We start from the raw sequence: 26,723 nt of genomic DNA, 5'->3' as shown, positions 1-26,723 counted from the left end.
AAATATTCACACTTATTATAATGATTATATTTTATTCAATATCCACTTTAAAAGCAACATATAAATTTATAAATGACAGACCCGCTGCGAGGAAAAAGATATATTGAGGTCCCCATACCGTCCAGACAATCCCACCTAGATACGCGCAAATGATGGAAACAAAATGATCCATGCTTTGCCCTAAAGTTAAAGTAGGTGTCACATCTTCTGGAACAACAGCAATTTTTCTTAAGTAAACAGTTCTCACGATTCCCATCTGAGTGGACATACGATCAATAATGAAGATAATATATGCTAACAAAGCGCCAAAACCTACTGTTTTGAGTGAGCCATCTACATATCCCATGCTGAGTAATCCATAAATAAAATAAACCCCGATAAAAGACAGTGCGTCAAAGTAAAGCATTTTTTTAACGCCGTATTTATCCATAAGTTTTCCAACTGCAGGAATAAAGAAAATCCCAATGAAAGATCCAATCACCGTCAACATAGAGATGGTATCCGCTTTTTTACTCAGCAAATCAATCAAAACCCAAGGTCCATATACCATCATAATTTGTTTTTGAACACCAAACAGAATGACAAGTGTATAATAGTATTTATAATCTTTTCTAAAAACAAAACTTTTTTGCTTAATATGCGGACGATTCACTCGGACCATTCTGTCGAGAGATACGAGAAGAATTGCTATGACAATAAACATCGCTCCAGCTAATATGAAAGGCGTCTTAATTGGTTGTTCAAAAGACATGACACCCGTTTTAAATCCGATGAAAACCACAATTGATGCGACCATTTGAACGCCGGTAAAGAACCCTTTAAACTGTCCTAAGCGCTTTCCAATATTGTTTTTCTCAGCCAAATCTAATCCAATACTGTCTTGTAAAGGAAAAAACATATGCATCCCTAGTGAATTAATAAAAATAAAGATGACCATCACGTTAAAACTTGGTGTACTAAATCCCAAAACGGTAATACCTACCACACTCAATAGCTGTGCAATTACCGAGATTCGAATATCACTTAAAAATGAAAATGCCGCTATAACGAGTACGCTAAAAATTCCAGGTAGTTCCCTAGGAAATTCTAAAACACCTCTTTCATATGCTGTTACTTCATAAGCATCTTTAAAGAAGTTTGAAATAATATTATTCGTCAAACCTAGTGCAAATGCCGTTAAAGCAATAATGACGAAGTAGATTTTCAGTTCTTTTTTCATTGTGCCCCCATATGTTGATAAATATTTGTAGAGTCAAGGATTCTCATTATTACTTGTAGAACAACAAATGGTTCAATGTCCCACCTCAATATTCTATCATATGCATGTGAATTTGTGTGATTGGGTATGATTATACTCCGTATAATTTTTTTTATATGGATTCTTGTACACTTTTCTGTGCAATATGGTATAATATTAAGGGTAACGAAACATTAAGAGGAGGCAATTATGAATCAAAATATCTTATTACGTTCAGAAGTTTCTATTGAAACAACATGGAACTTAGATGATCTGTATATGAGCCGCGAACAATGGCGTGAACAATTAACTCAAGTAGAAAACCAAATGAACGAACTCGTTCAATATCAAGGTCGTTTAAATCATGCACCATCCCTATTCGAATGTTTACAAAAATACGAAAAAGCTTATGAAGAACTTGTAAAACTCGGTACATATGTTAGTTTGAAGCAATCGGAAGATGGGTCAAATCCCACAAGTCAAGAAGACAGTATGTATTTTGGTGCCATTGCAACTCAAGTAGAGACAAAGCTTGCATTTATTCAATCAGAAATCACCGATTTAACAAAAGATGCCTATGATGCTCTTTTCCCTGATTTATCCATCTACAAATTGTTCTTAGATGACATTTATAACGAAAAACCACATAAACTCTCTATTGAAACAGAAATCGCTCTCGCAAGTTTAGGTGAGTTGAGTGATTCTCCATATAGAACTTATAATGTCGCAAAAGCTGCAGATATGAAATTTGAAGATTTTACTCTGGAAGACGGAACACGTCATCCCAACTCATTTGGACTTTACGAGACCAAATATGAGTATCACCCGAATCACGAAATTCGTAAGGAAGCTTATAAAAGTTTCAACAAAACCCTTAATCAATATAAAAATATCTTTGCTTCCATTTATGCTGCTGAGGTAAAAAAGCAAGTGGCACTCAGTCAAGTTAGACATTACCACTCTGTAACTGATATGCTTCTAGAACCACATAAAGTAAGCGAAGAGATGTATCATCGTCAAATTGATATTATTTATCAACAATTGGCACCTCATATGCGTAAACTCGCGCGAATCAAGAAAGAACAGTTGGGACTTGAAACAATCTCTTATTTTGATTTAAAAGCACCCCTTGATTTTGAATTCAATCCGCCAGCTTCGTATCATGAAATCAAACAGACCATTATTGACGCAACTTCTATACTTGGAGATGAGTACGCACATATTATGAAACGGGCGTTTGATGAGCGTTGGATTGATTATGCCAATAATGCGGGTAAAGCAACTGGCGCATTTTGCGCTTCGCCATATGGATCACACTCTTATATTTTAATTAGCTATCAAGACTCTATGCGATCTGCGTTTACTTTAGCTCACGAATTAGGTCACGCAGGACATTTTACGTACGCAAACGCAAATCAACGCATCTTTGATACGCGCCCTTCAACTTTTTTTGTTGAAGCACCTTCAACCATGAATGAGATTTTATTGGCGCATCATCTCATGGAAAAAGACTCTAATCCAAGAATGAAAAGATGGGTCATTCTTCAATTACTTGGAACATACTACCACAACTTTGTCACTCACCTATTGGAAGCAGAATTCCAACGTCGCGTATATGCACACGCTGAAAAAGGTGGTTCATTAACAGCGAAAACGCTCTGTTCGTTCAAACTCGATGTGATTAAAACGTTCTGGGGTGATGACGTTGAGGTCGATGAAGATGCGGGATTAACTTGGATGAGACAACCGCATTATTACATGGGCTTGTATCCTTATACCTACTCTGCTGGTCTTACTGCGTCCACTGCAATCGCAAAAAAAATATTTACAGAAGGACAACCTGCAATTGATCAGTGGATTAAAACGCTAAAAGCAGGTGGTACATTGCCGCCAGAAGGATTGCTCCAATTGTCTGGACTTGACATTTCAACAGCAAAACCTATCGAAAGCGCTGTTGCTTATGTCGGAGAATTGATTAATGAACTTGAAAGCTTATTTCAATTGAACGACTGATTTTGAGTTTATTTTTAAATGATTTATAAATACGAAAAAAGTGCAGTTGTTTGTCAAATGATTGACGAGCAACTGCACTTTATTTATTTAAGAATCTAATTCAATTGATTAACTGATTCAATTGATAAACTGAAATTTGATATACTTATTTATCTGACAATCTTATTTTTTGTGATAGAAAAACGTCTTACTTGATTCGAAATTGTATCTTTGCGGTTGAATAATTTGCTCAGTGCTACCAACAAAAAAATAACCACCATTATTTAATGATGCATAGAACTTTTTGTACATTTCATCTTTTGCTTCTTCAGTGAAGTAAATCATGACATTGCGACAAACGATTAAGTCAAAGCCCTTTGGATATTCATCCAATAAGAGGTTCATCTTTTTAAATTCAACGCAGTTTTTAACCTCATCTTTAATCTTAAATCCTTTACCGATTGGCTCAAAATATTTAGCAACATATTGAGGTGGCACATTTTTAATACTTTTATCAGAGTACATCCCAATTTTCGCTTTATTAAGTGCCTCAGAGTCAAAATCAACCGCTGTAATTTTAATGTCCTTAAGTGGCAAAAATTCGCTTAAACACATCACAAGGGAATAAGGTTCTTCTCCCGTTGAACATGCTGCAGACCAAATTTTCGGTTTCTTATTGACTTTTAAAATTGCCGGTATGATATCTTCTCGTAACGAATCCCATTGAGCAGGATTGCGATAAAACTCAGATACGTTAATGGTTAAATAATTGATAAATTCATCAAATACATCTTTGTTGGTATCTAGTAGTTTAAAATAACCTTCAAAATCTGACAATCCGTGGCGTGTAATCAGTGATTCAATACGGCGTTTCATCTGTCTCTCTTTATATAGAGACAAATCTAATTTCGTTTTTGCAAAGACCTTTTCCTTAAATCGTTCATATCCTTCCATCGAATACCCCCAATATGACAGATTTTTTCATCATATTCATTTAATCGTTGTAATAAAAAAGCCGATATAATCGGCTTTTATTATCATCTTATGCTTCAGTCTCTGTTGCTTCCACAACAGCTTCTTCAACAACTGGCTCGTGTACCGCTTTCATAGAAAGTTTTACTTTTTTCTCTTCTGGAACGTATTCAAGAATTCTCACTTCGACTGTTTGGTTCACTCTCAATACGTCAGCAGGTTTTTCAACGTGCTCTTTAGCGATGTGTGATACGTGTACTAAACCTTCAATACCTGGTTCAAGTTCAACAAACGCACCAAAATCCGTTAAGTTTACAACTTTACCATTGTAAATGCCGTTCACTTCGTATTTTTGATCGAATTTTGCCCATGGTTCTTCAGATAATTGTTTGATACTTAAAGAGATTTTGTTTTCATCTTTATTTGCATCAATAATTTTCACATCTACCATTTGACCAACTGTCACGAACTCATTTGCTGGTTTAATTCTTCCCCAGCTCATTTCTGTTACGTGAACAAGTCCATCCATACCGCCGATATCAACGAATGCGCCGAAGTTAGTGATTCTTTTCACTTCACCTTTAACCACTTGACCCACTTTGATATTTGACCAGAAGCTTTCTTTAGCTGCTTCTTTTTCAATCATTGCAAATTCTTTATGAGAGAATACTGCTCTTCTTTTTTGTTTGTTGATTTCAATTACTCTTACTTTTAACTCTTGACCAATAAATGGTTTTAAGTTTTTAACAAAGCGATCTGATAACTGCGATGCAGGCACAAATCCTCTGATTTCTTTGAAGAATGCAATTAATCCACCATTTACCGCTTCAGACACTTTTACCAAAATTGGTTCGTCTTTTTCGTGAATAGCTTCTAATTCTTCCCAGTCTTTGTCAGCATTTACTTTACGTAGTGATAATAAGATATTACCCTCTCCGTTGTCATGACTAACAACAAAAACATCCAATTGATCGCCTTCTTTAAAGTTTTTTTGCAAATCAAAGTTTGGATCTGCAGAAACTTCATTTCTAGGGATTACACCGTCAGATTTATAGCCAATGTTAACTATGATAACATTAGCATTAACTTGAATTATGCTTCCTTTAACAATTGACCCTCTTCTTGGAATTTTCAATGATTCTTCGATTTGCTCCATCATTTCAGCCATTGAATTGTGATTATCCATTAAAAAATTACCTCGCCTTCGTTTTCTATTTTAAGAATGACCGATTGCACTATCCAATCAGGTGTTGATGCACCCGCAGTAATCCCAATTGTTTCAGCATTACTTAGCGCAGCAACCTCAAAGTCATCCTTAGTTTCAATGTGTATGGTACTCACGATCTGGCTACAAAGTTGTGCCAATTTAATCGTGTTGGAACTATGTTTGCCTCCTATGACAATCATATAGTCCACTTTTTTTGCAAGTTCAATACTCGCTTTCTGTCGTTCTTCAGTTGCTAGACAGATTGTATTGAAAATTACAAGGTCTTGATATTTTTGCTTAAATGCCTCTGTGATGTCTTCCCACAAGGAGATATTAAAAGTCGTTTGCGCGACAACACAGACAGGTTTACCATCATTTTCAAGCTCTTCAACCTGTTGTAAGGTATCCACAATAAAGGCTTTATTATCACACCAGCCATTAATACCGACGACTTCAGGATGCGCCTTATTTCCTACAATGATTATATTATACCCTTTTGAGGCATAACTTGAAACTGTATTTTGAATTTTTTTTACATAAGGGCATGTTGCATCATGAATTTTGATGTGTTTTTCCTCAGCCATTTTATAAATTGACTTTGGCGCGCCATGCGAACGAATCACCAAAACACTCTCACGTTCTATTATATCAGATAAATCATCAATCACAATTACCCCTTTTTCTCCATAAAAGTCAGTCACTTGCTGATTATGGATAATGGGACCTAATGTATAGATCATCTTTTCTTCGTCTATGAGACTCTCTAAAATTTGAATCGCGCGTTTGACACCATAACAATATCCAGAATGCTCTGCAATTTGAATCTTCATACAAACCTCGTCATTATATCACATACTTAATAGAAAGTCTATCTCACTAATATGAACAAAACTTTGCTACTTTCTGTATTTCATTTGAGCATAAATTTGTTTCATAATTTCTGTAGATACTTGTTCATACACAACTGAATCTGGTAGATCTTCTTTATTTTCAACAACGACAGGCGCATGGAAGACAACTCGAAGATGTTTACCAATTTTATAGTTTGTGTCAATCGTAATCGGTAAAATAGGTGTGTTCGTTTTATAAGCAAGCATGACAGTTCCGGGTTTCACCTCAAGTGGTATGACACCTTTGTTTCGCGTTCCTTCTGGGAATATCAACAAATTTTCATGATTTTTCAAATAGGTTAGAGACAATTTGATGGCTTTTAAATCATTTGCTGATCGATCCACTGGAAAAGCTCCAATTTTCTTCAAAAAAGCTGCAACAATTCGATACTTAAACAATTCTTTTTTCGCCATAAACTTAGAACCAACAGGTAAGGCACCACTTAGCACAACAGGATCCTGCCAGTTAATATGATTTGCACAAATTAAATAATTCTGAGAAAAATCAATGGACTCTCGACCTTCAATCTCCATTTTATAAAATAGATGATAATAAATCATAGCGCCTCGTCGGCAAAATCTGTAAAGCCAGTTCATATGGACCACCTTTTATTTAGGATATCGTATTGACTGTCGAAATAATTTTTTGAATCACTTCTTCAATGGTAAGCGATGTGGTATCAATTTCAATTGCATCTTCTGCTTTTTTAAGCGGCGAAACTGCTCTATTTGAATCCAATTGATCTCTTTCGATGATTTCTTTTGCTAAAGCTTCAACCGTTGTTTCAAATCCTTTTGCTTTTAAATCAACAAGTCTACGCTTCGCACGTTCTACTGGATCGGCAATTAAGAAAAATTTGTATGTCGCATGCGGCAAAACTACTGTCCCAATGTCGCGGCCATCCATAATGACCGATTTATCACCTGCAATACGCCTTTGCATCGTTACCATTTGAGCGCGTACATATGCATCCATGGAAATTACTGAGACATTGCGTGTAACTTCAGGTGTTCGAATGGCTTCTGAAATATCAACGCCATCTAGAAAAATGGATTCCGGCGTAATATCGAGGTTCATAGTATCAACAAGCGCTTTCAGCTGTAATGCGTCTTCTAATGATGTATTACTTTTCAGTGCAGCATATGTGACAGCTCGATACATTGCGCCAGTATCTAAATAAGTAATATTTAAACGTTTAGCGATTTCTTTCGCCACTGTACTTTTTCCAGAACCTGCTGGTCCATCTACTGCAATTTGAATATTATGCATATTTTACCTCTCAAGTTAAAAATAAACACCACCTTATCGGTGGTGTCATCTCAATTATAACTTAATTTTATGCTTTAATCAAACAAGAAAACTTTATTTTATTCCGTAAATCCCGTATTCATCCCAAATTTTTTCGAGTTTCTCTAGATTCTTTTCTACGCCTTCTTTTTTATGACTCACACCTACAATGATGGCATTGATCAAACTCATCGGTGCGACGAAGCTATCAATAAATGTGTTCATGCTGTATTTAGCTGTTAAGCAAAATTTAGCCTTTTCAAAAAGAGGCGAATTAAGACCATCGGTAATCCCCAATATTGTCGTATGATTTTTAATCGCATAATCAACGCAATCATACGTCCTTTTTGAATATCTCGGGAAAGACAGAACAATCATCGCATCCTGATCTGAGAGGTTTAAAAGCTGATCATAGACATCTTGAGCAGTCTCTTGAATGATGTGAATATCTGGTAAAATAAAGTTTAAATAGAACCCTAAATAATTTGCAAGGACAGACGAACTTCTCAAACCTAAAATATATACTTTTTTTGCCTTGATTATTTCGTTGATAAACTGCTCAAGAATCATCATATCCATCTGATCAATTGATTGGCGAATACTATCGATATCACTCAACATAATCTTCGTTAAGTATTCCGTTTCAGAATGATCTTTTGACATTTCAAATCGCTGAACTGTCGTTAATTTTGTCTTGATGGTTTCTTGAAGTTCTTTTTGTAATTCAGGATAGCCCTCGTATCCAATAGAACCCGCAAAACGCACAACGGTTGACTCGCTAATATTGACATTTTTCCCTAGAGTGGAAGCTGTCATAAAGGCAACCTTGTCATAATTTGATAATATATAATCTGCTATTCTTTTATGGCTTTTGCTTAAAAACAAATATTGTTGTCTGATTCTACTTAATAAATCCGTGCTACCCATTTAATCACTCCAAAAAATTAATCATCAGTTTAAATCATACAACTATTATAATTTTTTTGCAAGTTCATACCCTTTTTCTAGCGCTAATCGATTTAAATCTTCGGTTCCCTTAGGAATTCTCAACATAATAGCGGCTTCAAGGCTTTCTCTTGTTACAATCTCAGTTAAACCAACAATTAAGCCTAAAAGAACAATATTTGCAACGATTTCTTTACCCACTTCATTGATGGCAGTTTTGATGATCGGTACACGATAAATGTGTTGCGCTTTCATGCCTTCAGGCAATACGATCGATTCATCAATAATTACAGTACCGTCTTCTGAAATATCCGAAATATATTTATCACTTGCAATTTGAGTCAACGCAACTGTCATATTTGGCATCGTTACTTTTGGGAAATCAATTGCAGCTTCACTTATGATGACTTCTGCTTTACTTGCACCCCCGCGCGCTTCTGGACCATAACTTTGCGTTTGAATGGCATTCTTGTTATCTTTAATTGCTGCTTCTGCTAAAATAATTCCGGCCGTGATCAAACCTTGTCCACCTGAACCGGATAATCTCAACTCTAATTGTTTACTCATATCACATACGCCTCCGGTCTATTTTTTTAAACGCTCGATGATTTTGTCGTATTCTTCAGTGTATTCAGGAGCAGAAATATTATAAAATTCTCCCATGAGGTATTTACCTGCTTTTTTGTCTTCTGGTAACTTTTCAGCTACTTTAATATCGACAAAACTATCTTTAAGCCAGTTCATCATGTCGACAACTGTGCCTTTTTTATTTTTTCGACCATAATAAGTTGGGCAAATTGAAATCGCTTCAACTAGCGAGAATCCTTTATGGCGAATTGCAGATTCGATCAGTTTATCCATTTGTTGTACATGGAAAACAGTTGTTTTTGCTGCATACGTCGCACCTGCTCCAATTGCGAGTTGTGTGATATCAAAAGGTTTATCAATGTTACCATACGGTGCCGTTGTTCCTTTTTCAGCTGTAGGCGTCGTTGGAGAATATTGTCCACCAGTCATACCATAAATATTGTTATTAAAACAAATAGTGGTAATGCCGATATTTCTTCTAGCTGAGTGAATTAAATGATTTCCTCCAATGGCTGATAAATCGCCGTCTCCTGCAATTACAATTACTTCAAGTTCAGGGTTTGCTAATTTTACACCCGTAGCAAATGCAAGTGCTCTACCGTGTGTCGTATGAAGCGTATTATAATCCATATACCCTGGTGCTCTAGAAGAACAACCAATTCCCGATACGATACATACTTTATCTTTATCTAATCCACATTTTTCAATTGCGCGTGCAATGGAAGCCATGATGATTCCATGACCGCAGCCTGGACACCAAATATGTGGAAATTTTTCCATTCTAAATGCCGATTCAACTAAAGGATGATTCATTATAATACCTCCTTAAATTTTTGGATCAATTCCTCAGGCGTTAACACTTCACCATTAGCTTTACCACAAAATCTAATTGGGCAATTGCCTTTTGTCACGCGTTCAACTTCGAGTTTCATTTGTCCATAGTTTAATTCAGCCACTATAATGTCTTTCACTTTTTTACTTAATTCCAACATTCTCTCTTCAGGAAATGGCCAAACAGTTATCGGTCTAAACAAACCTACTTTTATACCTTCAGCTCTAAGTGTTTTAATTGCCGCTTTTGCCGTTCTAGCAGTTCCGCCGTAAGACACAATTAAATACTCCGCATCTTCTACTTCAAGTTCTTCAAAATCGATAATGTCATCTTTATGATCTTCTACTTTCGCCATTAAACGATCCATCAAAACGCCTGCATTTTTTGTGCTATTGCTAGGGAAACCTGTTTCGTCATGCATCAGTCCAGTTACATGGTATCTAAAACCAGAACCAAAATCAGCCATTTTAGGTACGATATCCCCTTCACACACTTTGTAGGCTTTGTATGTTTCACCTACTTGTGGTTTAACTCTATCAATCACTTCGATTTCAGATGCATCTGGAATCTCGATTTTTTCTCTCATATGGCCTGTAATTTCATCGGTTAACAAAATGACAGGTGTTCTATATTTTTCAGCTAAATTAAATGCACGAATCGTTAAATCAAATGTCTCTTTTACAGAATCTGGAGTTAAGCAAATCACTGGATGATCCCCATGTGTTCCCCACATAGCTTGCATCAAATCCCCTTGTCCAGGCGCTGTTGGAAGTCCTGTACTTGGACCACCACGTTGTACATTAACAATAACGAGCGGAATTTCAGTTAAAGCTGCATAGCCTATATTTTCTTGTTTTAGTGAAAATCCCGGACCAGAAGTTGCCGTCATGGATTTTGCACCCGTTAACGAAGCACCAATTGCCGCTGCAATACCAGCGATTTCATCTTCCATTTGAATAAATTTACCACCAATACGTGGGAGCTTTTCTGCAGATAATTCCGCAATTTCTGTTGATGGAGTTATTGGATAACCCGAATAGAATGTCATCCCTGCCATTAAAGCGCCTTCAACTATCGCTTCATTGCCTTGAAGAAATTTAACTTTTCTCGCCATTATTCCTTACCTCCTAAAAAAATTGCAAAATCTGGGCATCTCATTTGGCACATGCCACATTTGATACAATTCTCTCTGTCTAACATTGAAACTTTACCATTTTCATTGAAACCAAGAACTTTTTTAGGACAAAATGCGATACAAATACCGCAACCTTTACACCATGCTTCATTAATATGAATTGTTAAATTTTCCTTCTGATCAGCCATTGAAAATCCTCCTTTTACTCTCATATCAATCATAACATAGCGACACTATTTTGCAAGTATTATTTCATTTTTTGAACAAAATGTGATTTTTTGCAATTTTTCATTCAAACTGTATGATTGACTTTTAGTATCACTGTATACAATTACGCTTTATGTCCTTTGCATGGTTTGCTAAAAAAGGCTTGAATAGATTCTAAAAAGGCAAATTGATCCTGTTTAGAACAAATTCCCTTATCCCAAATGCCCTCTGATACTCGAGTGGATCTCTTTGATATCAGATCTAACCCTTCATGAAGGTAAAATGCAATTTCATTTTCACATCCACAACATATCACATGACTTCCACCATTTAGTTCAATGCTGTTAAGTGTTGCACGAAACAGCCCATCCCCTAACTTGTACTTGCGTTCAGATTCATTTAAATAAATCGCTTGAATACAGGCTATATGTGGTTCAAGCCAATCATACACACACGCGCCAATGATTTGTCCACCATCCTCAACTAAAAAACACTTTGTTTCTTCATTTAAATTGACAAAATTCTCTATCCCTAATTCTGTCAATATGTTCATCATTGGCACATCTTTTTGTTGATTGTATGGTCTAAAATGAATCATTTTGTGCCTCCGATTCTTGTGTCTCTGATTCTTGTGTCTCTGATTCTTGTGTCTCTGATTCTTGTGTCTCTGATTCTTGTGTCTCTGATTCTTGTGTCTCTGATTCTTGTGCCTCTGATTCTTCTTGCACAGATTCTTCTTCCTGAGCAGATAATTTTGACATCATGATGGTTGAAAATTCATCTATTTGCGGGAGTTCCTCAATGGATTTAAATCCAAAACTTTTTAAAAATACGTCGGTTGTTCCATATATTTGCGGTCGCCCAATCTTCTCGAGTTTTCCTTTGACTTCAACGAGTTCTCTATCTATTAAACTTTGTAACGGGCCTTCTGAGCTGACGCCTCTGATTTGCTCAATATCCAGTTTAGTGATTGGTTGTTTATAAGCAATGACCGCTAGAACTTCTAAAGCCGAATTTGAAAGACCTTTACTTTTTGCAGTTGCACACAATTGTTCCACATAGATATAATTGTCCTTCAATGTGCTTAATTGATAGTGTTTATTTGCTTCAATGATCTGAATCCCTCGATGGTTTTGTCGATAATCATGATGCATTTCTTCGATCATTTCTTCTACAATATTGGGCTTGAGATTGAGTATTTTGGCAATTTTATAAAGACTAAGTGGCTCTGCCCATGCAAATAACAAGGATTCAATAATTGATTTATGTTTAGCACGAGTCTCGTCAACTTGGCTCATGTGTTCATTCATTTGTAATTCCCCTTTTCTCAGTGGTCTGTATTTTGATTGTTTTAAATTTCACCATCATAAAAGTTCTTCTTCAAATTCTACTTCAGATTCTTCTTCAGGCTCTACTTCAGGCTCTACATAATGTCTTTTTTGAATATATATTTCACCAAATAAAGCTTCTTGAGTGATATTGATCTCCTTTAACTTTAATAGCTCTAAAAGCGCTAAGAAAGTCACGACAACTTCTTCTTTTGTAATATATTCATCAAAGAGCATATTAAATTCAAAAGAATCTTCAAACTCTAGTCGACCTCTCACGCGAGAAATTTTATCTTCAACTGTAAATAGATCTCTCTTAATGCCTTTAAAATACTTTTGTCTGGCTTCATCAAATCGATTCATTTTTTGAACAAGACGCTTCATCGCCTCAATCAATAGGCTTTGATCCATTGACTGATTGAGTATTTCCGTTGGAACATTTCGCACATAAACACTCAAATCATCCTGTTCTCTAAAAATGACTTCGTCTAGTATTCCCTCTTTTTCTCTCAGCAAATTGGCCATATCTTTGAACTTTTTGTATTCCACAAGGCGCTTAACCAGTTCTTGTCTTGGGTCGTCAACCACATAATCGAACTGATCCATTTCTTGTTTTTCAGGTAACAACATTTTAGACTTGATCTCTAAAAGCGTCGCAGCCATCAAGATGAACTCTGTGGCAAAATCCATATCCATTTGATCAATATCTTTGATAATTTCAAGGTATTGATGTGTAATACTGACAATTGGAATATCATAAATATCCACTTCATCTTTTGAAATCAGATGCAATAGTAAATCTAAAGGTCCTTCAAATGCTTCTAGTTTAATCTCTATACTCATCTTTAACACTCTCAATCCATTTTATTTCGTCTTCTTTTTCCCAGATTAATTGATGATTTATCTTATGTTGTAACAAACGTTTCAATAACTCACCTATGATCCTGCCTTCCGCAATTCCCAGTGACAACAAATCTTTTCCTGTGATGTGAAGCGTTCTATATATTTGATTTTTATGATAATTTTCTATCAATTTTTTAGTTTTTTCGGTAAATCCATTCATATATTGGATGAGCAATCGTTCGACATCATCGAGTTCGCCAATTGTGCTATAGAGGATCCAGTCGTTTAGCTGGGCGTCTTCACCACCATTTCGATTGCAGGCACATGCCAACTTCGAATCTTGAAAGTTAGATTTATCTGGATAAACGCCATAATCACGTGAATTTTCGAAAAGATGATTCAATTGGTTTTGTAAAAAAATCATCCTTCTTGCATAATGTGCAAGTTCTTTCCCCTTCTCAGTGCCCAAATCCGTCGTCCATAACTCCAATGATTCTTCGTAGAGGAGCAAGATTGCCATTAATCGTATATCTAATGTATCGAATATATCTAATGTTTCTAATATAACTAATGATTCTAATTTCTGTGCAGTATGTTTTAGATCCTCTAATATCGATTCTGATTGTTCAGTCATTCGCAACGCTCTTGGTAACAAGTTGGACGTTTCAAACAGAGTGAATCCCTCTTCTTTTATCAAATTGTCCGCTTCTGTCAATCGTTCTCTAAACAGTCTAAGAAACTCCCATCCATTGTCACTATAAACATATTGAAGAAACAAGTGTTTAAATCTGACTTCTGAATATCTACCTAAACTTCCATTTTGAATAGCCAAATTCATATACTTATCTGTATTTTCTTCAAAATGCATCTCATGCGTCACAGAATAATAAATTCCCCGCAAAATTCTCGATGCATCATCACTAAATGACTGTTCGTGCAGCACGCGCAATCTTCTAGCCTTTAAATCTTCATAAAAAAGGGCATGGTGTGCAAAAAGCTGTAAAGAATCTCGATGAGTGACATCAAACATCGCGATAACCGTCTGCTCGGTTAAAGTCGCATACCCAGTATTAACAGTAAAATCTCGACGCATCAAATCGGATTGAAGATCTCCTTTTGTCACGCTAGGAAGTCCATTATTCGATTGATACAGTTCTCGTCTAAATGGGACGATATCTATTGAATACTCCCCCAGATCAAGCTTTAAAGATCCTAACGACGAACGCTTGAACGAAAATTCAGGTATATGTTCTAGGCAGTATGTAAACAGCTCATCTAAATCGCCGTCGAGAGACAAATCAAAATCAAAACTAAGCTGATTCCAAAAATAATTTCTGACACATCCGCCCACAAAATAAAGTTGAATTGAAAGAGCAGATTGAGCTTCTATTAATTTATTTAATACGCTCATAACACGCGTTTTATCCATACCCGATCCGTCTCCTGTTCATTTTCCTTTCTATTATACCTTTTGACATTGCAGATTACAACATTTGCCAGTTTGAATGCACTTCGTATGTAAAAAAGCTATCTCAGTCCAGAAATGTTTCATTCTATTAACCGAGATAGCTCTTAAATTATAGGGGATTGGGATTATTCAATAATCTCATAAATATATTTAACTTCTTCAGGTTGCTTAGCACCTACAAAGAATGCCGATCTCACGACTTTTTCTGCATCATCTGTTTTTTCTAAGTTTGTATGGAGTACACACAATACGTCACCCATATTGACATGATCTCCCAATTTTTTCTTGAGGGTAATACCTGCTGAGTAATCAATGCTGTCTTCTTTCTTTCGTCTTCCTGCACCAAGCATCATCGCAGAAATTCCCACTTTTTCAGAATCAAATCCCGAAATGTAACCTTCCATATCAGATTTAACTTCAATGTGGTATTGAGCTTGTGGCAACTTCTCTGGATGTGCAATAACATCAGGATTTCCGCCTTGAATCTCAACAAACTTTTTAAGAATTTCAATCGCTTCACCAGAAGCAATCATTTTTTCGAAATGTGCACGTGCTTCTTCAATCGTCTTAAATGCACCGCCTAAAACTGCCATATAAGAAGAAATCGTCAATGCAACTTCTGTTTCATCTTCAGCGCCGTGGCCACTTAAAACTTCAATGGCTTCTCTAATTTCATTTGCATTCCCTACTTCATGACCTAAAGGTTGATCCATATTTGTAATAACCGCAACAGTGCGTCTGTTGAGTGAATTACCGATTTCAACCATTGTTTTCGCAAGTTCGCGTGCATCGTCAAGTGATTTCATAAATGCGCCAGAGCCCACTTTAACATCTAAAACGATGGCATCCGTACCAGCTGCTATTTTTTTACTCATGATAGAACTTGCAATGAGTGGAATGCTATCAATTGTTCCAGTAACATCTCTCAATGCGTATAATTTTTTATCTGCTGGTGTTAAATTACCCGATTGACCAACAATTGCCATTTTGTATTTATTGACATTTTCGATGAAATCATCATTTGATAATTCAACTTTAAAGCCTTCAATCGATTCGAGTTTGTCAATAGTTCCACCCGTATGACCAAGACCTCTACCAGACATCTTTGCAACAGGAACGCCAACAGAAGCTACTAATGGAATGACGATTAAACTGATTTTATCACCTACACCACCTGTTGAATGCTTGTCCACTTTAATGCCTTCGATTCGGCTTAAATCAACAGTATCTCCAGAATGTACCATTGCATTGGTCAAATCTGCGATTTCTCTTGCTTCCATTCCTTTAAAGTAGATTGCCATCAATAATGCAGATACTTGATAATCTGGCAATTCTCCTTTTGTATATCCTTCAATAAAAAAGTCAATCTCTTCTTTTGTTAAGCTTTCTCCGTGTTTCTTTTTATTGATTAAGTCAACTATACGCATGAAATCCTCCTAATATGCTTATGCAATTTCGATAATTCTGTTTACTAATTTGATAAAAGTACTTTGAACTCGATTTGCAGTTTCAACAACTTCTTGATGATTTAAAGCCGTTTTTTGAATACCTGCAGCCATATTTGTAATACATGAAATACCCGTTACTTTCATGCCCATGTGAGCTGCAACTAATGCTTCAGGAGCAGTTGACATACCGACAGCATCGCCACCAAGGGTTTTAACCAATCTGATTTCAGCAGGTGTTTCATATGAAGGACCTGTGAAATAGAAATAAACGCCTTGTTTTAAATCAATATTCATTTGATTTGCTTCGCTTAAAATTTGTGTATTAAATTCAGGACAATAAATGCTAGAAGCATCTGGGAATCTAGGTCCTAATTCTTCTTCGTTTTTACCAATCAATGGGCTTACTCCCATAATATTGATATGATCTGTGATGAGCATTAATGTACCACCTGTAAATGACTCATTTACACCACCAGCAGCATTCGTTAAAATAATATGTTCCACACCAATTGCTTTTAAAACTCTTACTGGGAATGTGATTTCTTGCATTGAATACCCTTCGTAATAGTGAAAACGCCCTTGCATTGCAATCACTGTTTTACCTTGAAGTGATCCAACAACAAATTGACCTTCATGCCCTTCAACTGTTGAAATTGGGAAATGTGGAATATCACTATATTTGATTTTAACAGCGTTTTCGATTTCATCTGCTAAAACACCTAATCCAGATCCAAGGATCAAACCGATTTGTGGTACTACATCCAATTTTGACTCAATAAATTGCTTTGCTTCGTTGATTTTACTCATTAAATTTGTCATACATCCTCCACGCATTCTCATTCATTATTTATTTAAAATCTCACCTTTAAAGCTAGTTCCATATGGTGTAGACGGAATTTCTAAGATATCCGAAACTGTCGCCGCAATATCAGCAAATGTTTTTCTCGTACCAATATTCACGCCTGGTTTTACACCTTCTCCATAAATTACAATTGGAATGTACTCACGCGTATGGTCAGAACCTATATAAGCAGGGTCGTTTCCATGATCGGCCAACAATACGAGCATATCTGTTGGTTTCATCGCCGCCATAATTTCTGGTAATCTCGCATCGACTTCTTCAATTGCTTGTCTATAACCATCGACATCGCGTCTATGTCCAAATTTCGCATCAAAATCCACTAAATTTGTAAATAAAATGCCTTTGAAGTCCTCTTGTAAATAATGAATCGTTTGATCCACGCCATCCATATTGTCTTTAGTATGAACGTCGTCTGTAATGCCTTCGCCATCATAGATGTCAACGATTTTGCCAACTGCTTTAACTTTAAGTCCAGCTTCTTTCGCATAATCTAAGACTGTTTTATCATAAGGTTTAATACTATAATCTCTTCTGTTTGAAGTTCTTTGGAAATTGCCAACTTCGCCTTTGAACGGTCTTGCAATAACCCTCGCTACTTGATCTTCTCCCATGAGCATGTCTCTTGCAATTTGACACATTCTGTAAAGTTCATCAAGAGGAATCACATCTTCATGAGCTGCTATTTGGAACACACTATCAGCGGATGTATAGACAATTGGATTGCCTGTTTTGACATGTTCTTCTCCAAGTTCATCTAAAACAACCGTTCCAGATGCTGGCTTATTACAGAGTACTTTTCTTCCTGTTTTCGCTTCAAATTCATCAATGATGTGTTTTGGGAATCCATCCGGATAGGTTTTAAATGGCTGTTCAATATATAGTCCTGCAATTTCCCAGTGACCAGTTGTCGTATCTTTTCCATTTGATGCCTCAAGAGAACGACCAAAAGCACCAATTGGATTTTCTGCTTTTTCAATGTAATCAATGCCATCGATGTGACCCAATCCAAGTTTTACTAAATTTGGAATTTTAAAATTTGTTGTAGATTTCGCAATATTTCCTAGAGTATTTACGCCAATATCACCAAATTTTTCTGAATCTGGTAATGCGCCAATGCCAACACTATCGAGTACGAATAAAATCACTCTGTTTACCATAACAACCTCCTAAAATCATATTGAATTCATTAAAAAAAATTAGAGCCTAATTAGGCTCTAGGATGTGTCTTTTCATAGATATCTCTCAGCTTGGAATTCGACATGTCAAGATAGATTTGGGTAGATGCGACATCAGAATGTCCCATCATCTCTTGAACAGCTTTTATATCCGCTCCATTTTGAACTAAATGAAATGCAAATGAATGTCTAAGTGTATGTGGCGTAATGGATTTTTCAATACCAATTTCTTCCGAATAACGCTTCATAACCTTCCAGAAACCTTGACGTGTCAATTGTTTTCCATAATAATTTACAAATAAAGCTTCTTCGTCACTATTTACAAGGTAGTTTCTACCGTCTTTTAAATAACTGTCAATTGCTTTTGAAGCCATAGTCCCTAGAGGAATCACTCTATTTTTGTGACTACTCTTGCATTTTATATAGCCCATCGTTGTATTGACATCAGATAACGTTAGAGATACCAGTTCAGAGACGCGAATTCCAGTGGCATAGAGTAGCTCAATCATAGCTTTATCCCGTTTGCCTATTGCAGTTCTTAAATCAGGTTTTGCTAGCAAACTCTCCACTTCATTTAATGTCAAAATACGAGGCATTTTCCGCTCAGTTTTTGGCGTTTCAACTTCAATGGAAGGGTTCATTTTTACATAACCATTTTGTTGTAAATAAGAATAGTACGTACGAATTGATGCAATACTTCTTGAAATAGAAGCATTTGCTTTACCGCTCTTCTTTAAATGAATGATATACGTCATGATATCGACATGTGAAACATCCAAAAAATTTAAAATCCCAATCGACTCCAAATAAAGTCCAAAGTATTTTAAATCACGTTTATAAGATTGTAACGTATTGTCACTTAATTTCTTATGCTCTCTTAAGAATGTCTCGTATTCGTTTATATACCCATTCATTTTATCCATATATACCCCTATTTTATCGAAAATGCAATTTTTTGAAAGCTAATTTATCATCTTTTGTATAAACACTACAATCTTGCAGCTTTAATTGACTTTTTCTGAAGATACATTTCCCCGTCCGCTTCATGAACAAAACTCATTAAATTTGTATGTTTCAAAGAGTTAAATTGTGTGATTCCAGCACTTGCACTTATTTTGAATTGATAGTGACCTTCCATGTTCACCCTTAAAAATTCATCTGTTATTCTTCTCCAAACGCGTTGGGCTTGTGCTTTATTGCATCGCGTAAAAACGATTAAAAATTCATCTCCACCGAGTCGTGCAACGATATCGAATTCACGGAGTGTTGACTGAATAATATCTGAAATCCCCTTGATCAGTTTATCGCCTTCCTTATGCCCCCAACGGTCATTGACCAACTTAAGATCATTGACATCTACATACGCAATCGTTAAATCAGTTTTGTATGCAACCGCGCGTGACATTTCAGATTTTAAATGTGTTAGACCCGCCTCTCGGCTGAGAACCCCCGTCATGACATCCGTTTCTGCTTTTATTTTATAACGCTCTAGACTCTTATCGACAATAAAGATGCGATTGATCAAAATAATAAGGACTAAAGACATCAGCGATATAAACGAATACGTTAATAGAAAGTAACTCGTATAGGCATTTGCTCCCGTTCCCAATGAACGAAGTAATCCCTGACTAGAAAACTCAATCATATTTGAAAAGGTCAATCTTTGATACGAGATCACCAGCGTGAACAGTATAATATTCGCAAGCACCATCACCATATCTACTTTTGCGGAAGAACCTGCTGTCTTTTTGAAAAGTTTAACGATAAATTGATAATACTTAAGTAATGCAAAGATCATGAAAAAGTACACTAAATTCGCATTAAAATTACCAGAGGCAAATATTGCTCGATAATCAATTTTTGAACTCAGTAAAATAACACTGATATTTGCTGAAATCATCGAGGCAAGAAGTGTGATGATATACATAAACACCGTTGACATCGACGCTACAAACGAACTGATATTATAGACGACTTTCAAGTATAAAATGATGACCAAATAGAATAAAAGCGTATGCCAAATACTGGTGATATTATACAGCGTCATATAAATGCTGATAATTCCCACCAATACAAAGTGCTTATTTCTATTTTCTTTTTTCAATTTAGGAATCAGCCTCATCAAAATCAAACAATCTAAAGAGGCACTCACAAGGCTAAATAAAAATCTCAAAAGTAAATCCATAACATTATCCTATATTATTTCATATTCTTTGCTTCTTTTAACATCTCTCTTGCGTGTTGAATCGTGGAATCTGTCATAGTTACGCCGCCCACTAAGCGGCTAATTTCCCTTTCGATGTCAACATCCTTTAGCTTAAATATTTCAGTCTGAGTGCTATCATCCATTTCGGTCTTTTCAATTAAAAAGTGATGGTCTGCAAATACAGCAATCTGCGGTAGATGTGTGATACAAAGTATTTGACAGTTTTCTGACAACCGCTTGAGTTTTTCTCCCACAATATTCGCTGTAACACCACTAATTCCAGCATCTACTTCATCAAATACAAGTGTCGGCACTTCATCTAATTGCCCTAAGACCACCTTGACACCCAACATGATTCTGGATAATTCACCGCCAGAAACCACCTTTTTAAGTGGTTTAAAAGGTTGCCCAACATTTGTAGAAATCACAAATTCAACTGCATCTTTACCCGTTACAAACCAATGCTGTGCAGGCTCAATCGACACTTTAAACTGAGCCGTTCTCATATTGAGTTCTGTTAGTTCTTGTTGTAATACTTTTTCAAATGACTCAGCCGCATGATGTCTTAAATCTGTCAACTCTTCGGCAGATTCAAGGTAGGATTTTTGCTTTAACTCAAACTCATTTGATTTCTGCGCCAGTAAGGCTTCAATATGTTCAAGTTCATCTCTTTCAGTTTTCATTCGCTCAAGTTGAAGGAGAATCTCTTCAATGCTTTGACCGTACTTTAACTTTAAGGTGTTAATCTCATCTAGCCGAACTTCCAACTGGTTTAATTTTTCTGGATCCGCCTCTAATTTTTCATATAAATGATGCGACTCTTTTGAAAGATCTTCCATAAAAAAGTAGAGCTCTTTCATTTTTTCTGATAACTGATCGAGACGATTCTCAAATCCTTCTATTTTCTTAAGCTGCGTATTCAAATGTGAAACAACAGAAAGAGATCCACTTTCATAATCACCAGAGAACCATTCGGTTACACTAGACAATGTATTTTTAATTTGAGTTAAGTGTGAAAAATACTCAAAAGACTTTTCAAGCTCAGTATCTTCTCCAATCACTGGTTTGATTCGCTCAATTTCATCAATCTGGTAAGTGAGAAAATCTAACTGTTTGTTTCGTGAAACGCTTTTTTCTTGTAGAGATGCCAGTTCTTTTTTTACGCTCTGTATCGCTTGAAATCGTTCTTTAACCAGCTCTTTAACGCGATTCACAGGTTCGCCACCATATGCATCTAGCAATAGCAGTTGATGGTCTGTCTCAAGCAATTTTTGATGTTCGTTTTGCCCATGTATACTAATGAGTAAATCCGTAATTTCCTTTAATTGACCCAATGTGACTATCTGCCCGTTAATTCTTGAAAAGCTTTTTCCCTTTGCCTGAATTTCACGTGAAATGACAATAATTTCAGCATCAACAGGTAGATCGTATCGCATCAAACACGCATTGACGGTCTCCGATGTGAAAAAGCTTCCTCGAATAAATGCTTTTTCTGCGCCTAATCTGACACTTTCTTTATTCGCTTGTCCCCCGAGAATCATATTCACAGCACCTAAAATCATGGATTTACCAGCGCCTGTTTCACCCGTTAAAACATTAAATCCCTCATCAAATTGAATGTTCACTTCTTTGATTAGTATAAAATCTTTTATGCTTAGTTCAAATATCATATGACCTCCGATGGAAGATTATTCACCTATGACGAAAGCTTATGTCCGCTATGGTTAAATTAACAACTCTCGAAATTGTCTCAGGAGTTCTTGTACGGCAGATTCTTCTTTTACCAACAAGAAAATCGTATCATCTCCGGCAATACATCCGACAATTTGTTTTAAGTTAAGAGCATCAATCGATACCGCTGCAGCACTAGCCGATCCCACAAGCGTTTTGATAACGATGATATTGCCGGCAAAATCCAGTCCGGTAACAGAATTTCTAAATATTTTCAAAAAACGATCATTTACGACGCCTTCTTTTTCGCGAATAGATGCATACTTATACCGACCATCCTTTGTAAGAACTTTGATAAGTCTCATTTCTTTAATATCTCGCGAAACTGTTGCTTGAGTCACCTGAAAACCTGCATTTCTAAGCTCATACGCCAATTCGTCTTGAGTTTCAATGTCATTATTTTCGATGATTTCTAATATTTTTGAGTGCCTAGAATATTTCATAATTATTCCCCCAATAGAAATATTTTAACCTATTGTTAAAAATATGTAAAACATTATTTGTTACCAGATGAAAATACTTAATATTCCAAAACCTAAAATGTAAATAATTGGATGTTTTTGGGTTTTTCGAATCAAAAGATACGAACCTACTAATAGAAACAGTGATTTGATATCAACACCCCTCCAAAACGCTTGAATTTGGCCGATGTTTTCTCCATAAAGCGACACGAGTGCTACTTGTACTATAGATGTGGCAATCAGACCGATGATTGTAGCCTTTAGGCCAACAAATGCTGCCACAACATAGGGATTTTTTTTATGTTTGTTTAAAAGTTCCGATAATATGACAGCCATTAAAAATGCAGGTAAAATCAAAACAAACGAAGCCATAATAGAACCTAAAACACCATACTCACGATATCCAATGTAAGTTGCCATATTAATGGCAATTGGACCTGGCGTTGATTGTGAAATTGCGATTAAATCTGCAAATTGCAAATCTGTCAACCAGTGATGATTTACGGCGATGTCTCTTAATAGCGGAATCATCGCAAGTCCGCCACCATAGGTAAATAAACCAATCTTAAAGAACTCTATAAGCATGCGGATCATGATTTCACCCGCTCTCTATAAATGTACGAGCCAAGTAATGCACCCCCAAAAATAACAAAAATGGGATTGACCAAACTAAATAGTACCAATACAAATGAAATAATGGCAATCACAAGGGTTTTTTTATCGAAAATAGCCACTTTTACAAGTCGCGTCAACGAATCAAAGAGTAAAGCGAGTACGACAATTCGAATCCCTTTAAAAGCACTTTGAACAATTTCTAAATGCTCAATTTTTTTAAAGATTGCAGCGATGAAAATAATGATGATAATCGAAGGTGTAATGACACCTAAAACTGCAGCAATCGCGCCTTTTAATCGTCCCAATTTATAGCCTATTAGCGCAGCTGCATTAGATGCAATGACACCTGGTAACGTTTGAGCCAATGTGTAATTCTCTACGACTTCTTCCATAGAAAGCATGTTCGTTGATTTAACTAGTTCTTGTTCGATTATTGGCAGCATTGCATACCCACCACCTATTGTAAATAAGCCCACTTTAAAGAAAGCGACAAATAGATGAATGAGTTTTTTAAAAGATTCCATTTTGATGACCTCATTTATTCTTCGATTAATGATTGATGCGCTTCTGTCACTATTGTAACAATATCATATTTCAAGTGCGTCTGTCCGTGATTTTTTTCGGTTGAGGAAGTTAAATTTTCATTTTCTGAGGCAATCTCTTGGAACGCTTCAGATTGATTAATGCTTTTAGAGGCATATGCCAAAAATTCGATATTTCCTTTCGGCCCTTTAATCGGCGAGTATGTGACATAAGAAATATCAAAACCTAATTGCTCAGCAAAAGGCAATATGGACTCAAGCACCTGTATATGCACTTTCGCATCTCGAATGACACCACTTTTTTTAACCTGTTCTCTACCCGCTTCAAATTGTGGTTTGATTAAGAAGATCAAACTTCCCGTTTCGCTTAAAAGTTGATAAGCAACTGGCAATACGAGTTTTAAAGAAATAAAAGAAACATCAATACTTAATAAATCAATAGGATCTCCAATTTGCTCAAGCGTCACATATCGGATGTTCGTTCGTTCCATGTTCGTTACACGTTCATCATTTCTTAACTTCCAATCCAGCTGCCCATATCCAACATCCACGGCGTGAACATGACTTGCTCCATGTTGAAGCATACAATCCGTAAATCCACCTGTAGACGCGCCAATATCCATACACCGTTTTCCTGTTAAATCTAAATTAAGTGTTTTAATCGCTTTCTCAAGTTTCAGTCCCCCTCGACTTACGTAGGGAATTGGATTGCCTTTAACTACAATTTCCGATTCAACGTCTATTTTAGTCCCAGGTTTATCAATTCTTTCTCCATTGACAAAAACAAGACCTGCCATAATGGTTTTTTGTGCCCGTTCTCTCGATTCACTTAAATTTTTCTCCACTAAAAGAATATCAATTCTCTCTTTGGCCATTCAACACCTCTTTAATTTTTCTTACAACGCCTTCACAATCCAATCCAATAGACTTCATCAAAACTTCGGTATCCCCTTGCTCTACAAAGCCTTCGATTCCCATGTGAATCACGTCTCTTTTGATTCCATGTTTAACCAATGTTCTCAGAACCATTTCGCCCATGCCACCTGCAATAGCATGATCTTCTAAAGTCAAGATGGTTTGATATGAAATGATATTTTCAAGTAGTTCCTTCTCGTCAATTGGCTTAATTCGTCTTAAGTTTACAACGCCAATTTCCTCTGATTCAAATCGCTCTGCTGCATCAAGAGCTACTTTTACCATTTTTCCAGTTGCCACAATAACCACTTCGTTTCCCTCAGTTAAAACTTCTGGTAGAAGTGAGTTCGGTTTTGTCGATACCAATCTTTCGGCATTTCCTCTAGGATAGCGAATCGCAATCGGACCAGAGGTGTCATTTGCAGCGTACGTCATCATAAATTCAAGATCATTTGCATCTTTGGGCGATAGTATCGTCATATTGGGAATATGGGATAAAAATGAAATATCAAAAATACCGTGATGTGTTTCCCCATCGTTGCCGACGAGACCTGCCCGATCAATACAAAAAACAACGGGACATTTCTGTATACAAACATCGTGTACAATTTGATCATACGCACGCTGTAAAAAAGTTGAGTAAATCGCCACAAATGGCTTAATACCTTGCAGCGACATTGCAGCCGCCATTGTAACAGCATGTTGTTCAGCAATTGCAACATCAAAAGTTCGTTCTGGATATTCACAAGAAAATCTTGAGAGTCCTGTTCCTTCAATCATCGCAGCACTGATGGCTACAACGTTTGGATGGGTTCTCCCCAGTTTAGTGAGATGCTCACCAAAGACTTTTGAATAATCAATCTTAGATGAATCCGCAATAGGTTCAAGTAAATCAAACTTCCCTACGCCATGATACTTGTTTGGCGCATCTTCTGCAAATTTATAACCTCTCCCTTTTTGCGTCATAACATGTAGTACGACTGGGCCATCCACTTGCTTCATCATTTCCATGTGTTTCATCAAACTCTTCATATCGTGACCGTTAATGGGTCCGATATAAGTCAATCCAATTTCTTCAAAGAATACACCACCATCGACGATGAAATACTTGAAACTCTCTTTCATTTTACTGATCATGTCAATCATGGGTTGTCCTAAAGAAGGCACTTTTGACAATTTACTTTTCGTTTTATTTTTAAGGGCATTATAAGGTTTCGCCGTTCTAAGTTCATTTAATGCGATTGATACACCACCGACATTAGGTGAAATTGACATTTCATTGTCATTTAAAATGACTTTCATATTGGTTTTACAATGTCCTAAATAATTCAGTGCTTCAAATGCCATTCCACCCGTAAGTGCACCATCTCCAATAATTGAGATGACATCGAAGTTTTCTTTCTGAATATCCCTTGCAAGTGCCATTCCAACGCCAGCAGAAATAGACGTGCTACTGTGTCCCGTATCAAAATGGTCGTGTTCAGATTCATGGCGTTTTGGGAATCCACTTAATCCTCCAAATTGTCTCAATCCAGCAAATTCATGCATCCTTCCCGTGAGAAGTTTATGAACATACACTTGATGTCCAACATCCCAAATCATTTTATCTTTGGGACTATTAAAAACGCTGTGAAGAGCAATCGTTAATTCCACAACTCCAAGATTTGACGCAAGATGTCCGCCAGTCTTAGAAATTGATTCAATTAAAAAGCTTCTAATTTCATATGCTAACACCATTTTTTCATCATGTGTTAATCGTTTTACATCTTCAGGCGATTGAATGCCTTTTAGCAGTTTGTACATACATGTTTCCTTTCGTTTTAGAGAAGCCCTATT

Annotated in this window: 27 protein-coding genes; 1 reads left to right on the top strand and 26 read right to left on the bottom strand. The window is 36.3% G+C overall.

The window, feature by feature from the left end; genetic code table 11:
* Positions 1-31 precede the first annotated feature (31 nt).
* Positions 32-1,219, bottom strand: a complete 1,188-nt coding sequence (locus ACZ41W_RS02000; protein ID WP_464313208.1) for an MFS transporter — start codon at positions 1,217-1,219, stop codon at positions 32-34.
* Positions 1,220-1,447: 228 nt separating this feature from the next.
* On the opposite strand from ACZ41W_RS02000, the gene pepF reads away from it, so the two are divergent.
* A complete protein-coding gene (gene pepF / locus ACZ41W_RS01995) occupies positions 1,448-3,250 on the top strand; it encodes an oligoendopeptidase F (RefSeq protein WP_464313207.1) in 1,803 nt (600 codons plus the stop codon).
* A gap of 162 nt (positions 3,251-3,412) precedes the next feature.
* Here the strand turns inward: pepF and ACZ41W_RS01990 are convergent, their stop codons facing one another.
* The 25 genes from ACZ41W_RS01990 to dxs form a co-directional block, all read right to left on the bottom strand.
* Positions 3,413-4,183 carry a CheR family methyltransferase gene (locus ACZ41W_RS01990; RefSeq protein WP_464313206.1) on the bottom strand — a complete coding sequence of 257 codons (771 nt, stop codon included), beginning with the start codon at positions 4,181-4,183 and terminating at the stop codon, positions 3,413-3,415.
* 88 nt (positions 4,184-4,271) lie between these two features.
* Positions 4,272-5,387 carry a 30S ribosomal protein S1 gene (gene rpsA / locus ACZ41W_RS01985; RefSeq protein WP_464313205.1) on the bottom strand — a complete coding sequence of 372 codons (1,116 nt, stop codon included), beginning with the start codon at positions 5,385-5,387 and terminating at the stop codon, positions 4,272-4,274.
* Positions 5,387-6,238, bottom strand: a complete 852-nt coding sequence (gene ispH / locus ACZ41W_RS01980) for a 4-hydroxy-3-methylbut-2-enyl diphosphate reductase (protein WP_464313204.1) — start codon at positions 6,236-6,238, stop codon at positions 5,387-5,389. Before ispH ends, rpsA begins: the two co-directional genes overlap by 1 nt.
* A gap of 66 nt (positions 6,239-6,304) precedes the next feature.
* Positions 6,305-6,859, bottom strand: a complete 555-nt coding sequence (locus tag ACZ41W_RS01975; protein WP_464313203.1) for a lysophospholipid acyltransferase family protein — start codon at positions 6,857-6,859, stop codon at positions 6,305-6,307.
* Between the two features lie 52 nt (positions 6,860-6,911).
* Positions 6,912-7,568 (bottom strand): (d)CMP kinase, encoded by a 657-nt coding sequence (gene cmk / locus ACZ41W_RS01970; RefSeq protein ID WP_464313202.1) that lies wholly within the window; start codon positions 7,566-7,568, stop codon positions 6,912-6,914.
* A gap of 93 nt (positions 7,569-7,661) precedes the next feature.
* Entirely contained in the window at positions 7,662-8,513 is an 852-nt protein-coding gene (locus tag ACZ41W_RS01965) for a MurR/RpiR family transcriptional regulator (RefSeq protein WP_464313201.1), read from the bottom strand.
* A 45-nt stretch (positions 8,514-8,558) separates the two neighbouring features.
* Positions 8,559-9,098, bottom strand: coding sequence for a 2-oxoacid:acceptor oxidoreductase family protein (locus ACZ41W_RS01960; RefSeq protein ID WP_464313200.1), 540 nt, complete (start codon positions 9,096-9,098; stop codon positions 8,559-8,561).
* A gap of 18 nt (positions 9,099-9,116) precedes the next feature.
* On the bottom strand, positions 9,117-9,932 hold the full coding sequence (locus ACZ41W_RS01955; protein WP_464313199.1) for a 2-oxoacid:ferredoxin oxidoreductase subunit beta: 816 nt from the start codon (positions 9,930-9,932) through the stop codon (positions 9,117-9,119).
* Positions 9,932-11,065, bottom strand: a complete 1,134-nt coding sequence (locus tag ACZ41W_RS01950; RefSeq protein ID WP_464313198.1) for a 2-oxoacid:acceptor oxidoreductase subunit alpha — start codon at positions 11,063-11,065, stop codon at positions 9,932-9,934. Before ACZ41W_RS01950 ends, ACZ41W_RS01955 begins: the two co-directional genes overlap by 1 nt.
* Positions 11,065-11,274: a 4Fe-4S dicluster domain-containing protein gene (locus ACZ41W_RS01945; protein WP_464313197.1), complete on the bottom strand. Its 210-nt coding sequence runs from the start codon at positions 11,272-11,274 to the stop codon at positions 11,065-11,067. The genes ACZ41W_RS01950 and ACZ41W_RS01945 overlap by 1 nt, the downstream gene beginning before the upstream one ends.
* A gap of 143 nt (positions 11,275-11,417) precedes the next feature.
* Entirely contained in the window at positions 11,418-11,891 is a 474-nt protein-coding gene (locus tag ACZ41W_RS01940; protein ID WP_464313196.1) for a GNAT family N-acetyltransferase, read from the bottom strand.
* Positions 11,878-12,603, bottom strand: a complete 726-nt coding sequence (scpB, locus tag ACZ41W_RS01935; RefSeq protein ID WP_464313195.1) for an SMC-Scp complex subunit ScpB — start codon at positions 12,601-12,603, stop codon at positions 11,878-11,880. Before scpB ends, ACZ41W_RS01940 begins: the two co-directional genes overlap by 14 nt.
* Positions 12,604-12,657: 54 nt before the next feature.
* Entirely contained in the window at positions 12,658-13,464 is an 807-nt protein-coding gene (locus ACZ41W_RS01930) for a segregation and condensation protein A (RefSeq protein WP_464313194.1), read from the bottom strand.
* Positions 13,448-14,893, bottom strand: coding sequence for a tRNA nucleotidyltransferase/poly(A) polymerase family protein (locus ACZ41W_RS01925; RefSeq protein WP_464313193.1), 1,446 nt, complete (start codon positions 14,891-14,893; stop codon positions 13,448-13,450). The genes ACZ41W_RS01930 and ACZ41W_RS01925 overlap by 17 nt, the downstream gene beginning before the upstream one ends.
* Before the next feature lie 164 nt (positions 14,894-15,057).
* Entirely contained in the window at positions 15,058-16,359 is a 1,302-nt protein-coding gene (locus tag ACZ41W_RS01920; RefSeq protein WP_464313192.1) for a pyrimidine-nucleoside phosphorylase, read from the bottom strand.
* Positions 16,360-16,377: 18 nt separating this feature from the next.
* A complete protein-coding gene (locus ACZ41W_RS01915) occupies positions 16,378-17,199 on the bottom strand; it encodes a purine-nucleoside phosphorylase (protein WP_464313191.1) in 822 nt (273 codons plus the stop codon).
* Positions 17,200-17,223: 24 nt separating this feature from the next.
* Positions 17,224-18,399: a phosphopentomutase gene (locus tag ACZ41W_RS01910; RefSeq protein ID WP_464313190.1), complete on the bottom strand. Its 1,176-nt coding sequence runs from the start codon at positions 18,397-18,399 to the stop codon at positions 17,224-17,226.
* A 50-nt stretch (positions 18,400-18,449) separates the two neighbouring features.
* Positions 18,450-19,340, bottom strand: coding sequence for a site-specific tyrosine recombinase XerD (gene xerD / locus ACZ41W_RS01905; protein ID WP_464313189.1), 891 nt, complete (start codon positions 19,338-19,340; stop codon positions 18,450-18,452).
* A 65-nt stretch (positions 19,341-19,405) separates the two neighbouring features.
* Positions 19,406-20,602 carry a GGDEF domain-containing protein gene (locus ACZ41W_RS01900; protein ID WP_464313188.1) on the bottom strand — a complete coding sequence of 399 codons (1,197 nt, stop codon included), beginning with the start codon at positions 20,600-20,602 and terminating at the stop codon, positions 19,406-19,408.
* A gap of 14 nt (positions 20,603-20,616) precedes the next feature.
* On the bottom strand, positions 20,617-22,293 hold the full coding sequence (gene recN / locus ACZ41W_RS01895) for a DNA repair protein RecN (protein WP_464313187.1): 1,677 nt from the start codon (positions 22,291-22,293) through the stop codon (positions 20,617-20,619).
* A gap of 54 nt (positions 22,294-22,347) precedes the next feature.
* A complete protein-coding gene (locus ACZ41W_RS01890) occupies positions 22,348-22,797 on the bottom strand; it encodes an arginine repressor (RefSeq protein ID WP_464313186.1) in 450 nt (149 codons plus the stop codon).
* A 60-nt stretch (positions 22,798-22,857) separates the two neighbouring features.
* Complete coding sequence (locus tag ACZ41W_RS01885) at positions 22,858-23,409, bottom strand: chromate transporter (protein WP_464313185.1); 552 nt, start codon at positions 23,407-23,409, stop codon at positions 22,858-22,860.
* Entirely contained in the window at positions 23,406-23,954 is a 549-nt protein-coding gene (locus tag ACZ41W_RS01880; protein ID WP_464313184.1) for a chromate transporter, read from the bottom strand. The genes ACZ41W_RS01885 and ACZ41W_RS01880 overlap by 4 nt, the downstream gene beginning before the upstream one ends.
* 14 nt (positions 23,955-23,968) lie before the next feature.
* A complete protein-coding gene (locus tag ACZ41W_RS01875) occupies positions 23,969-24,847 on the bottom strand; it encodes a TlyA family RNA methyltransferase (protein WP_464313183.1) in 879 nt (292 codons plus the stop codon).
* Positions 24,828-26,690, bottom strand: a complete 1,863-nt coding sequence (gene dxs, locus ACZ41W_RS01870) for a 1-deoxy-D-xylulose-5-phosphate synthase (RefSeq protein WP_464313182.1) — start codon at positions 26,688-26,690, stop codon at positions 24,828-24,830. Before dxs ends, ACZ41W_RS01875 begins: the two co-directional genes overlap by 20 nt.
* Positions 26,691-26,723 lie beyond the last annotated feature (33 nt).

The sequence above is a fragment of the Fusibacter fontis genome (assembly GCF_055378735.1).
This window is presented reverse-complemented; position numbering and strand designations above follow the sequence as displayed.